We start from the raw sequence: 12,362 nt of genomic DNA, 5'->3' as shown, positions 1-12,362 counted from the left end.
CGAGGATCGCGCGCGCACCCAGCTCCGAGAGCTCGTCCATCAGGTTCTGGTGATCGCGACGTGGCACCATTGCGCGCACGGCCGCCCACTCGGGGTCGGCCATCGGAGCGACCGTCGGCGACTCGAGGCCGGGAGTGATGGCCGTCGCCTGCTCCAACAGCGATCGAGGGCAGTCGTAGTCGATCATCACGTACTGCTGTCCGAACACGACGCCCTGCACTCGTTTGATGAACTGTGTTGCGCGCTTGTCGGGGTCGACGCCCGCACGGCTGATCAGCACACCCTCGGAGTCGCAGAGCGATTCGCCGAATGCCTCGAGGCCGTGCTGGCGCAGGGTCCGTCCCGAGCCGACGACGTCGGCGATCGCGTCGNNGTCGCCCGCGTCGCGGAGATTGAGGAAGTTGACCCCCTTGACGACGCGGCCGTCGGCCACGTCAAGGCACGGGATCACCCGGACCGCGAGGGTGTTCGTGGTGGCGCTCGTGGTCATGCCTACATCCGCGCGGCCTGCAGCGCGGTCACGAGGATCGCGCGGGCGCCAACGTTCGAGAGCTTGTCCATCACCTGGTTGAGGTCGCTGTTCGGCACAAGCGAGCGCACCGCGAACCAGGTCTCGTCGTGCAGCGGCGAGACGGTCGGCGACTGGAAGCCCGGCGTGATCGTCATCGCCTCCTGCAGCGACTCGGCGGGGATGTCGTAGTCCATGACCGAGTAGCGGCGCGCGACGAGGACGCCCTCGAGGCGCTTGATGAGGGTCTGCGTGTGCTCGACCTTGTCGGGCGTCGAGATGAGCACCGCGGTGGACTCGAGGATCACGGGGCCGAAGATCTCGAGGCCCGCCTGGCGCAGGGTCGTGCCGGTCGACACGACGTCGGCGATCGCGTCGGCGACCCCGAGCTGGATCGAGATCTCGACTGCGCCGTCGAGGCGGATGATCTCGGCTGTCATCCCCCGCGACGCGAGGTCGTCGCGCACCAAGTTCGGATACGACGTCGCGATGCGCTTACCGCCCAGATCGTCGACGCTCCACTTCTGACCTGCGGGAGCTGCATAGCGGAAGGTCGAGGACCCGAAGCCCATCGCGAGCTCCTCGTCGACCTGGGCACCCGAGTCGCGAGCGAGATCACGACCGGTGATGCCGAGATCGAGCGTGCCCGCGCCGACGTAGATGGCGACGTCTTTGGGTCGGAGGAAGAAGAACTCGACGTCGTTGTTGATGTCGAGGACGGTGAGATCCTTCGAGTCGGATCGTTTGCGGTAACCCGCCTCGGCCAGCACGGCGGCGGCCGACTCGGAGAGGGCACCTTTGTTGGGGACTGCAACGCGCAGCATGGTCACTCCAGGGGATGTCGATGAATCGTCTGTGGTCTGTAGATCGGGCGGGCCGGGACCGAATCGGTCACGGCCTACAGATGGCGGTAGACGTCCTCGAGTGAGAGGCCCCGCTTGATCATCATCACCTGCAGCCAGTAGAGAAGCTGGGAGATCTCCTCGCCGAGCGACTCGTCGGATTCGTATTCGGCAGCCAACCACACCTCGCCGGCCTCTTCGATGATCTTCTTGCCCAGTGTGTGCACGCCGGAGTCGAGTGCGGCGACGGTGCCACTACCTGCGGGACGCGTCGTCGCCTTGTCGGTCAGCTCCGCGAACAACTCATCGAAGGTCTTCACGGGTGTCGATTGTCCCATGCGCGCACATGGGATCGACTCACGGGATCGCCGAACGACTGGTCGTGCCGTGCGAGGTCGATGATCGTCAGTCCGTCGAGGCTGCGCCGAAAGCGGCGTCGGGGACCCGCCGGGACGTCGGCGGCCGACGGCACGACTATCGTCGTGCATCCGGCGGATACCGCCGACTGAGTTCCGGTCGGCGAATCCTCCACGGCGACACACTGACTGGCTTCGACGCCAAGCAGGGTCGCCGCCCGCAAGTAGGGATCAGGCGCTGGTTTGCCGAATTCCACCTCATCGCCGCACAGGGTGACTGCGAAGAAGTGCGGGCCGATGGTGCCGAGTGCCTGATCGGTCAGCTCGCGCACCGTATTGGTCACCAACGCCATGGGGATGCCCGCGTCGAAGATTGTCGTCAGCGCCTCGAGTGCGCCTGGTCGCCAGGGCAGATCGACGGAGAACAGCTGAGCAACCCGATCGAGCAGCCAGCGCTCGTCGGCGGCGTAGTCACGCTCGTCGACGGGCACGCCGGAAGCGTCGAAGACCTTGGTCAGCGCGTCGCTCATGGAGTTGCCGAGTGTCGACTCGCGGAGCTCCGGCGTCATCACGTAGCCGTGACGTTCGGACAGTTCGGCCACGGCGATGTCCCACAGTTTCTCGGAGTCGAGCAGCGTGCCGTCCATGTCCCAGAGGACCGCGGCCGGACGGGCTGGTTCTGTCGAGGTCGTCACCCGAGCATCATCGCCGATGCGGACAACGCGCAGCGAATCCGGTGATTCGGCTCACGTGGCGACGTCGTCGTGCGCGGGACGCGAGGCCGGACGTCTGACTGCGTCGACGACGCTGATCACCAGTCCCAGCACCGCCGCGGCCATCAGGGAGGCGTAGACGGTCAGCGCGGTATCGCCCCGGCCCGACGTGTAGCCACCGCTTACGCCATGTGCATCCGGTCGACCCGGCCCGTGTTGTCCGCCGCGTCCACCCGGTCCGCCGGGGCCAGCTTGTTGGCTGGCAGGTGGCTGCCCCGCCGTTTGTCCGGACGGCTGTCCCCCGGGTTGTCCGGAGGGCTGGCCGGCACCACCACTGGTGCCGTGGAACTGCCTGGTCATGCCGTGGCCCTGATCGCCGGACAGTGACGAGTGGTAGACGCCGATCGCCGACGCCTGGATCAGGACCGGCACCGCGATGAACCATAGCGGAAGGTAGAACGCGGCGATCACACTGAGGATCTCGACGGCGTAGAAGTATCGGTCGTGCATCGCGGGCAAGAGGAACGGCACGACGGCAGCACTCGCCGTGGCCACGACGAGGATCGAGGCAGGCGTGACGGCCGGCTTCTTCCACAGCGACCAGGCCAGGAACACCACGATCACCAGCGCGGCCAGCCCGATACCGAGATGTGCCACCCAGGTGGCGTCCCCCGAGATCGGAATGAGCTGATAGAGGTTCGCCGCGCCGAGAGTGAGCTGCTTGTACGAGTCTGTCTGGTTCAGATACACCGAGAGTGCCGTCGACCACGACGCGCCAGCCAACACCGCGGGAATGTCGAGCAGTACGTAGACGGCGGGTATCGCCAGCAGGGCGTACCAGGGGATGCGACGGCGAACGAGCAACCACAACACCACCGGCAACACGAAGATCGCCTGCAGCTTGAAGCTGATCGCCAGGCCGAAGAACACACACGCGACCACGGAGTTCGACACGTACGGATTCCACGCACGCACTTTCCACTCACGCTTATTCCACGCAGACCGATTCCAGACGTGCGCCTGTCGCCCAGAATCGCCCTCGGAAGTGTCGCCCTCATGAGTATCGCTTCGTTGGGCGCGCAGGAGGAAATAGATCCCGGCGACCACGCACGCGGTGTAGACGGCGTCGGCCTGACCCCACCAGGCGCTGTTCATGATCACCGACGGCAGGAGGAACACGACGCCAAAGGCGAACGCCTGCAACCAGAATCGATCGGTGCGCAGTGCGACGATCCGGTACGCCAAGCTCGCCAGCGCCACGTCGAAGATGATCGACAGCGCCTTGATGCCGATCAGTGACGGCACGTGCAGCACGGTGAGGAGCCAGATCAGATAGAGGTACGGGTAGTTGTAGTCGGCGAACTGCTCACGGAACGCACCGAATCCCTGCTGGTCGAGGGTGTCGTACCAGCGGCTCAAGAAGTTCTGGTAGTCCATCGTCTGACGATCGAGGAAGTACCACCGCACACCTAGCCCTACCGCCAGCACGACGCCGAGAACGCACCAGCGCAGCCACCGGGGCACAGCGTCGTGCCGGGTCGGGTGGTGCGGGATCGGGGCGGGCTGCGCGGTTCCGGCGAAGGGGATGCTCGAGTTTTCGGGCAGGTCTGCGGGAGTGAGAGTCGACGACACGGTGTCCACTGTGATCGGCGAGCCTGGAAAGTCGGTGGAAACAAGCTGTCCGGTTCTTCCGAGGTTCACATCACCCCGCGGGATTCACCCCCTTGATTCACCGCGCTTGATCAACCCCGGGGGCCGACTCGTCCATGGCCAGATCGCCCCACGCAGAATCGTCGTAGTGTCGAATCGTCGTAGTGTCGAAGGGCACGGACGTAGTCGAGCAGTCTCGGAGGAGTCATGTCGAAGGTCTTCGTCTTCGGTCACCGCAACCCGGACACCGATGCCATCGCGTCGGCGCTCGCGATGGCGCACCTCGAGCGCGCGCTCGACCCCTCACTCGACGTCGAAGCCGTCGCCCTGGGCGAACCCGGCGTAGAAACCCGTTATGCGCTTGATCATTTCGGTGTCGACGCGCCGCGTGTCATCGAGCGGGCGCGTCCGGAGGCCGACAGGGTGATTCTCGTCGACCACAACGAACGTCAGCAGAGCGTCGCCGATGTCGCCGACGTGACCGTTCAGAAGGTGGTCGATCATCATCGGATCGCCAACTTCGAGACCGCTGCACCACTGTGGTTTCGCGCTGAGCCCGTCGGCTGCACCTGCACGATCCTTCACCGGATGTTCGGCGAGAACGACCTCACCCCACCGGCAGACCTCGCGGGGATGATGGTGTCGGCAATCGTCTCCGACACCCTCCTGTTGCACTCGCCGACCACCACCGACCTGGACCGGACAGCCGCACAGGAACTTGCCGAGCGCGCCGGCATCGACCTCGACCACTACGGCACCGACCTGCTCCGCGCCGGCTCCGACGTCGGCGACGCATCTGCGGCCGAACTCATCAAACGCGACGCCAAGAGCTACACGATGGGATCGACGACGGTCCGCGTCGCACAGATCAACACCGTCGACGTCGGCAGTCTGCTCGCACGCAGCGAAGAGTTTCTCGCCGCGATGAACGCCGAAGCGCGACAACAGGGATACGACCTGTTCCTGCTACTGATCACCGACGTGCTGAGGGTCGACTCCGATCTTCTCGTCGTCGGGTCGCCTGTCGAGGCCGTCGAAAAGGCACTTGACGTGACCGTCCGCGACGGCCACGCGAAGGCGCCTGGGATCGTCTCCAGGAAGAAGCAGATCGTCCCGCAGCTGACCGAAGTACTGCGCACCACATGACGCGAGTACTGGCGCACCACATGACGCGCGCGCAAGCGCCGCCGCACGCCGTCGACGTCAGACGTTGAAGTACTTGGCCTCCGGGTGGTGCAGAACGAAGGCATCCGTCGACTGCTCGGGATGAAGCTGCAACTCCTCCGAGAGTTCGACGCCGATGCGCTCCGGTTCGAGCAGCTTCATCATCGTGACGCGGTCCTCGAGATTCGGGCACGCGCCATAGCCGAACGAGAAACGCGCACCGCGGTACTCGAGGTCGAAGAAGCCTTGGGCAGCGTCGGGATCCTCAGAGCCGAATGACTTGTCCCCCACCGTCAGTTCGCTGCGCACCCGCTGGTGCCAATACTCGGCAAGCGCCTCCGTCAACTGCACTCCGATTCCGTGGACCTCGAGGTAGTCGCGGTACGCGTCGTCGGCGAAGAGCTTGTTGGCGAAGTCGGCGATCGGCTGACCCATCGTGACGAGTTGGAACGGCAGCACGTCGACCTGTCCGGTGGCGATGGCGTCGTCGCGCGAGCGGATGAAGTCGGCGATACACAGGAACTTCGGCCGCTGCTGGCGTGGGAACGAGAAGCTGTACCGCACAGGGGCATCCGGGCGAGGCTCGGTCAACACATGCACGGTGTCTCCCTCGCTGACCGCCGGGAAGTATCCGTAGACGACGGCGGCATGCTGCAGGATGCCCTCCGTGGAGAGCCGGTCGAGCCAGTAGCGCAGCCGCGGACGACCCTCGGTCTCGACGAGTTCCTCGTACGACGGCCCGTTGCCGCCGCGTGCCCCGCGCAACCCCCACTGACCGAGGAAGAGTGCGCGCTCGTCGAGCAATTGGCGGTATTCGGCGACGGGGACGCCCTTGATGATGCGTGTTCCCCAGAACGGTGGTGTCGGAACGTCGTTGTCCGAAGCGACATCCGAACGTGCAGGCACCTCGACCGGTGTCTCTGCGGCCTTGCGCTTGGCGGCGATGCGCTTCGATCGCTCGTGGCGTGCCTTGCGTTCGGCGGCTTTCTGGGCGGCTGCGATCGAGTCGGCGCTCTCCGGCACCGATCCGCCGCCACGCTTGAGCGCCATGATGTCGTCCATCAACCGCAGCCCCTCGAAGGCGTCTCGCGCATAGTGCACGTCGCCCTCGTAGGTGTCCGAGAGATCGTTCTCCACGTACGACCGCGTGAGCGCCGCTCCGCCGAGTAGGACGGGATAGTTGTCCGCCAGCCCTCGGGCGTTGATCTCCTCGAGGTTCTCCTTCATGACGACCGTCGACTTCACCAGCAGCCCCGACATGCCGATCACGTCGGCGCGCTTGTCCTCGGCCACCTCGAGGATCGTCGAGATCGGTTGCTTGATACCGATGTTCACGACCTCGTAGCCGTTGTTGCTCAAGATGATGTCGACGAGGTTCTTGCCGATGTCGTGGACGTCGCCCTTCACAGTGGCAAGCACGATGCGTCCCTTGCCGTCTTCTCCGGTTGCCTCCATGTGCGGTTCGAGATGTGCCACAGCGGTTTTCATGACCTCGGCCGACTGCAGAACGAACGGCAGCTGCATCTGGCCGGAACCAAACAGCTCGCCGACGGTCTTCATGCCGGAGAGCAGTGTCTCGTTGATGATCTCCAGCGGCGGCTTCTGCGTCATCGCCTCGTCGAGGTCGGCTTCGAGCCCGTTCCGCTCGCCGTCGACGATGCGACGCTCGAGTCTCTCGAACAGTGGAAGCCGATTCAGCTCTGCCGCACGGGTTTCGCGGGCCGACGCCGCCGAGACGCCCTCGAAGAGCTCCATGAGCTTTTGCAGCGGATCGTATCCGTCGCGTCGACGATCGTAGATCAGGTCGAGCGCCACGTCGCGCTGCTCGTCGGGGATGCGAGCCATCGGCAGGATCTTCGACGCGTGCACGATCGCGGTGTCGAGGCCCGCTTGGACGCATTCGTGCAGGAAGACCGAGTTGAGCACCTGGCGCGCAGCGGGATTCAGGCCGAACGAGATATTGGAGATACCCAGGGTGAAGTGCACCTCCGGATGTGCCTCGTGCAGTCGCCGGATGGCCTCGATGGTCTCGATACCGTCCTTGCGGACCTCCTCCTGACCCGTCGAGATCGGGAACGTCAGGGTGTCGAGGATGATGTCCTCTTCGGCGAGTCCCCAATTGCCGGTGATATCGGCGATGAGCCGCTCTGCCACACGGACTTTCCAGTCCGCGGTACGCGCCTGACCTTCTTCGTCGATCGTCAGTGCCACCACAGCGGCACCGTGTTCGACGGCGAGCCGCATGATACGTGCGAATCGGGAATCGGGTCCGTCGCCGTCCTCGTAGTTGACGGAGTTGACCGCACACCGACCGCCGAGCGCCTCGAGTCCTGCGCGGATCACCTCGGGCTCGGTGGAGTCGAGCATGATCGGCAGCGTCGACGACGTCGCGAACCTGCTGGCGAGCGCAGTCATGTCCGCAGCGCCGTCGCGGCCGACGTAGTCGACGTTCAGATCGAGCATGTGCGCGCCGTCGCGGGTCTGGTCCTTGGCGATGTCGAGGCAGCGCTGATAGTCCTCGGCGAGCATCGCCTCGCGGAATGCCTTGGAGCCGTTGGAGTTGGTGCGCTCGCCGATCACCAGGAAGCTGGCGTCCTGGTCGAAGGGCACCGCGGTGTACAGCGACGACGTCTCCGACTCGTGCTGCGGGTTACGCTGCGCCTTGGTCACGTCGGCGACCGCGGCCGCGACCTCGCGGATGTGGTCGGGCGTCGTGCCGCAACAGCCACCGACGAAGGACAGGCCGAATTCACCGACGAACGTCGCCAGTGAGGACGCGAGCTCGTCGGGCTGCAACGGGTACACCGCGCCGTGGGGACCGAGCTCGGGAAGACCGGCGTTGGGCATGACCGAGACCGGAATGGTGGCGTGCCGCGACAGGTAGCGCAGATGCTCACTCATCTCGGCAGGCCCGGTGGCGCAGTTGAGTCCGATCATGTCGACGCCGAGCGGTTCGATGGCGGTCAGCGCCGCCCCGATCTCGGAACCGAGCAGCATGGTGCCCGTGGTCTCGACCGTCACGTGCGAGATGATCGGAATCCGACGCCCGAGCTGGGCCATCGCCCGCTTGGCAGCAAGAACGGCAGCCTTCACCTGCAGCAGATCCTGCGAGGTCTCCACGAGGATCGCGTCGGCGCCACCGTCGAGCATGCCTGCGACGCATTCGAAGTAGGCGTCGCGGATGGCCTCGAACGTGGTGTGGCCGAGGCTCGGCAGCTTGGTGCCGGGGCCGATGGACCCGAGGACGTAACGTCCGGTGCCATCACTCGACGGCCCCATCTCATCGGCGACACCACGGGCGATGGAGGTGCCCTTGAAGGACAGTTCGCGGATGCGGTCGGCGATGTCGTAGTCGCCGAGGTTCGAGAGGTTGCAGCCGAATGTGTTGGTCTCCACGGCGTCGGCGCCGGCCTCGAAGTAGGCGCGGTGGATGTCGGCGAGAACGTCGGGGCGGGTGTCGTTGAGGATCTCGTTGCAACCCTCGAGGTTGTTGAAATCGTCGAGCGTCAGATCCGCAGCCTGCAACATGGTGCCCATCGCCCCGTCGCCGATCAATACTCGACGCGACATGTCCGTGAGGAACGTCGTGTCGAAGTCGGTTGCGGTTCGGGAGGGGTTGGACATGGTTCTCAGCGTAGTTCGCTCTCTTTTGTGATCAGGTCGTAGGCTGGTTCAGTGAACGCAGAGCAGTTGTCGAATCTTCCCCGGTTGCGCCGGCCGATCCTGCTGGCTGCCTTCGAGGGCTGGAACGACGCCGGAGACGCGGCCAGTAGCGCCGTCGAGCATCTCGCGTTGACCTGGGATGCGCAGCCCCTCGTCGACATCGACGCCGACGACTATTACGACTTCCAGGTCAATCGGCCCACGGTGAAGCAAATCGACGGAGTCACCCGCCGAATCGACTGGCCGACGACGTCGATCTCCTACTGCAGCCCCGAGGGAGCCGACCGTGACATCGTACTGGTGCGCGGAATCGAACCCAACATGCGCTGGCGTGCGTTCTGCGCCGAGATCGTCGACCTCGCGCATGAGCTGGGCGTCGAGACGACAGTGATGCTCGGCGCGTTGCTCGCCGACACCCCTCACACCCGTCCGGTGCCGGTGACCGGCAGCGCATACAGCAGCGAAGCTGCCGAGCGCTACAACCTCGCCGAAAACCGCTACGAGGGCCCGACCGGGATCACCGGTGTGCTGCAGGACCTGTTCGTGCAGGCAGGGCTGCCCGCGGTGTCGTTCTGGGCCGCGGTCCCGCACTACGTGTCGACGCCGCCCAACCCGAAGGCGACGGTCGCGCTGCTCAACAGGGTCGAGGAGGTCCTCGACATCGAGGTACCGCTCGGCACGCTGCCCGAGCAGGCCGAGGAATGGGAGCAGGCCGTCACCGAGATGACCGAGGACGACGAGGAGATCGCCGACTACGTCCGAGGCCTCGAGGAGCGTGGCGACGCCGAACTCGACACCGACGAGGCGATGGCCAAGATCGACGGCGACGCGTTGGCTGCGGAATTCGAGCGCTATCTCAAGCGGCGTCGACCCGGCCCATTCGGGAGCTGAGCCGCAACGACCGCTCGCCGTGTCGGGTGTCGGCGTTCAGTCGATGCGTTCGATGGAGACGACCGGCGTCGTGATTCGCCAGGTCCGTACGTCCGGGTCGTCGGCGGCGCGAACCCAGAACTGCGCTGATTCGCCCACGCGGCATGACTTCACACCGAGAAGCGGGATGTCTTCGGAGTCGCGTCGCAGTCTGCTGACCGCCCACTCCTCGCTGTCGGTGCCACCCACGCCGGGAGCCCGCAGCAGAGTCATGTCGTTGAAGTCGAGCAGATACGTCGAGGTCCGTGTGATCACGGTGTACACGCCGGATTCGGTGTTGGGTCGGATCTCCTGAACGCGGGCCACCCGGAGAACTCTACTAAGCTGCGTCGCCTGCGTACGAATCGAGTCGGATCATCGTGTCGCGTGGCTCAATTCGACACCGAGCAGTGCTTCGACGGCCGAAGCGAGATCGCCCGGCGCCGTCGCCGACTGTCCGATTCCCTGCTCGACGTCCCTGCACCACCCATCGATGGCAGCAAGGGCCTTGGGTGTGTCGAGGTCGTCGGCGAGATGCTCCCGCACGCGGGCGATGACGGGTGCGGCGTCGGGGCCCGACGTCGCCGACGTGGCGGCCCGCCACCGCTCGAGACGTGCGCGACCCTGGTCGAGAACGGCGTCGCTCCACATGCGGTCGGCACGGTAGTGCTCGGCGAGCAGCGCCAGCCTGATGGCCGCGGGGTCCTCACCCGCACGGCGCAGCACGGACACGAAGACCAGGTTTCCGCGGCTCTTCGACATCTTCTCGCCGTCGAGTCCGACCATGCCGGTGTGCACGTAGTGGCGGGCAAAGCGACGGGCGCCCGTGTACGCCTCGCCATGCGCTGCGGAGAATTCGTGGTGAGGGAAGATCAGGTCGTTTCCGCCACCCTGGATGTCGAATTCGACGCCGAGCCGGTTCAGCGCGATCGCGGAACATTCGACGTGCCAACCGGGACGTCCGGGTCCGAACGGCGACTCCCACGACGGTTCGTCGGGGCGGCGGGCGCGCCACAGGATGGGATCGAGGCGGTCACGCTTGCCCTGACGGTCGGGGTCGCCGCCCCGTTCGGCGAAGAAGCGTTCCATCGTCGCCCGGTCGTAACCCGATTCGTAGCCGAACTGCTCGGTGGCGTCCGCGCGGTAGTACACGTCGGGAAACTCGGGATCGTCGACGACGTACGCCGCACCGGAGGCGAGGAGTTTTTCGACCATCTCGATGACCTCGTCGACCGACTCCATCGCACCGATGTAGTCGCGCGGCGGTAGGACGCGCAGCGCCGTCATGTCGTCGCGGAAGAGCTGGATCTGCTCGGAGCCGAGTGCACGCCAGTCGACACCGTCGCGTGCGGCACGCTCGAACAGCGGATCGTCGACGTCGGTGATGTTCTGGACGTAGTGCACCTCGTGCCCCTGGTCGCGCAGCACCCGGTTGACGATGTCGAACGTGAGATAGGTGGCCGCGTGGCCGAGATGCGTTGCGTCGTAGGGCGTGATGCCACAGACGTACATGGTCGCGGTCGCGCCGGGCGAGACGGGGCGCACGGCGCGGCTCGAGGTGTCGTATAGGCGGAGCGCGGGTCCGGATCCACCGACGGTGGGCACAGCCGGTTCAGGCCACGATTGCATATCCCCCACTGTATTGGCCGCTGCAGAGCGGAACTGAACAGGGCTGTCAGAACGAGCAGGGACCCTTCAGAAGGGCGGCCAGGGAATGGGTCGGTGAGGCGGCGGCAGGGGAAGCCTGCCGGATTCGGCGAGGATGATGGCGCGCAGGGTGAGCGCGTCGATCTCGTCATTTGTGATGTACGGGGCGAGTGCCGCGCGGAGCTGCGAGTTGTCGGACTCCAGGGCCTCGGCGAGTGCTGCGATGTCGGCGATCAGGTGGCCGGGGATCTGATCGCCCGCCCAGCCCCACAGCACTGTGCGCAGTTTGTCTTCGGCGTGTAGGCAGATGCCGTGGTCGACGCCGTAGACGTTGCCGTCGAGACCTTCGAGTACGTGTCCGCCCTTACGGTCTGCGTTGTTGAGGATGACGTCGAGCACCGCCATCCGCAGCAGGCGCGGATCGTCGGCGTGGACGAGAACGACCTGCTCTCCGAGTGGATCGAGCGCCCGCAGGATCGGCCGATAGTTGTCGGGGACCGTGCCGGGCGGGCACAGGTCCACGAGGTCGATGCGGGCCGCCGGGAGATCTCCGGAGTCGGGATCGGGGGTGTCGATCCAGCGCTGGACCATTCCGGGGCCGAGCGGACCGTCGCGCATCACCGTTGTCGGTATCGTGTGCCAGCCGAGTGCCTCGGAGATCAGGTACGACCCGACCTCGCGCCCCGCGAGAGTGCCGTCGGGAAAGTCCCACAGCGGCACTTCGCCGCGAATCGGCTTGTACACACACCGCACGCTGCCGCCTGTTGACGGTGTTGCCTCGCAGACGAGGGTCGCGTTGCTGGCCGTCGGGATTCGACCGACGATGACCAGTTCTCCCTCGCGTAGCGCGTCATCAGGAGTGATGCCGCCCGTGACGGGCTCGTCGGCGGCCTCCCCCGGCTGCATCGGT

At 65.7% G+C, this 12,362-nt stretch carries 10 protein-coding genes and 1 pseudogene; 2 read left to right on the top strand and 9 right to left on the bottom strand.

From position 1 onward, the window contains the following. The 5 genes and pseudogenes from hisG (B3T59_RS05950) to B3T59_RS05930 all read right to left on the bottom strand — a co-directional run. A pseudogene (gene hisG, locus B3T59_RS05950) lies at positions 1-379 on the bottom strand (ATP phosphoribosyltransferase); the annotation flags it as partial. Positions 380-492: 113 nt separating this feature from the next. Then, entirely contained in the window at positions 493-1,332 is an 840-nt protein-coding gene (gene hisG / locus B3T59_RS05945) for an ATP phosphoribosyltransferase (RefSeq protein WP_287001726.1), read from the bottom strand. A gap of 74 nt (positions 1,333-1,406) precedes the next feature. Further along, positions 1,407-1,688 carry a phosphoribosyl-ATP diphosphatase gene (locus B3T59_RS05940; RefSeq protein ID WP_197494490.1) on the bottom strand — a complete coding sequence of 94 codons (282 nt, stop codon included), beginning with the start codon at positions 1,686-1,688 and terminating at the stop codon, positions 1,407-1,409. After that, positions 1,667-2,401: an HAD family hydrolase gene (locus B3T59_RS05935; RefSeq protein ID WP_287001725.1), complete on the bottom strand. Its 735-nt coding sequence runs from the start codon at positions 2,399-2,401 to the stop codon at positions 1,667-1,669. The genes B3T59_RS05940 and B3T59_RS05935 overlap by 22 nt, the downstream gene beginning before the upstream one ends. Positions 2,402-2,452: 51 nt before the next feature. Further along, positions 2,453-3,856, bottom strand: coding sequence for a hypothetical protein (locus B3T59_RS05930; RefSeq protein WP_376782604.1), 1,404 nt, complete (start codon positions 3,854-3,856; stop codon positions 2,453-2,455). A 420-nt stretch (positions 3,857-4,276) separates the two neighbouring features. On the opposite strand from B3T59_RS05930, the gene B3T59_RS05925 reads away from it, so the two are divergent. Further along, positions 4,277-5,215 carry a manganese-dependent inorganic pyrophosphatase gene (locus B3T59_RS05925; RefSeq protein WP_287001723.1) on the top strand — a complete coding sequence of 313 codons (939 nt, stop codon included), beginning with the start codon at positions 4,277-4,279 and terminating at the stop codon, positions 5,213-5,215. A gap of 57 nt (positions 5,216-5,272) precedes the next feature. Here B3T59_RS05925 and metH read toward each other — a convergent pair whose 3' ends face one another. After that, positions 5,273-8,857 carry a methionine synthase gene (gene metH / locus B3T59_RS05920; RefSeq protein WP_064863956.1) on the bottom strand — a complete coding sequence of 1,195 codons (3,585 nt, stop codon included), beginning with the start codon at positions 8,855-8,857 and terminating at the stop codon, positions 5,273-5,275. A 51-nt stretch (positions 8,858-8,908) separates the two neighbouring features. Between metH and B3T59_RS05915 the strand changes: the two genes are divergently transcribed. Continuing rightward, positions 8,909-9,787, top strand: coding sequence for a PAC2 family protein (locus tag B3T59_RS05915; protein ID WP_005202918.1), 879 nt, complete (start codon positions 8,909-8,911; stop codon positions 9,785-9,787). A gap of 36 nt (positions 9,788-9,823) precedes the next feature. Here the strand turns inward: B3T59_RS05915 and B3T59_RS05910 are convergent, their stop codons facing one another. The 3 genes from B3T59_RS05910 to B3T59_RS05900 form a co-directional block, all read right to left on the bottom strand. Next, the gene (locus B3T59_RS05910) at positions 9,824-10,132 is read right to left on the bottom strand and encodes a hypothetical protein (RefSeq protein WP_005202917.1); all 309 of its coding nucleotides are present in this window, start codon (positions 10,130-10,132) and stop codon (positions 9,824-9,826) included. A gap of 48 nt (positions 10,133-10,180) precedes the next feature. Continuing rightward, complete coding sequence (gene mshC / locus B3T59_RS05905; RefSeq protein WP_064863955.1) at positions 10,181-11,434, bottom strand: cysteine--1-D-myo-inosityl 2-amino-2-deoxy-alpha-D-glucopyranoside ligase; 1,254 nt, start codon at positions 11,432-11,434, stop codon at positions 10,181-10,183. Between the two features lie 66 nt (positions 11,435-11,500). After that, positions 11,501-12,358: an SCO1664 family protein gene (locus B3T59_RS05900; RefSeq protein ID WP_064863954.1), complete on the bottom strand. Its 858-nt coding sequence runs from the start codon at positions 12,356-12,358 to the stop codon at positions 11,501-11,503. Positions 12,359-12,362: the final 4 nt, after the last annotated feature.

This window comes from Gordonia sp. UBA7860, assembly GCF_002500165.1.
Lineage (GTDB): Bacteria > Actinomycetota > Actinomycetes > Mycobacteriales > Mycobacteriaceae > Gordonia > Gordonia sputi.
The sequence above is the reverse complement of the archived record's forward strand: the minus strand, read 5'-3'. Positions and strand labels throughout refer to the sequence as shown.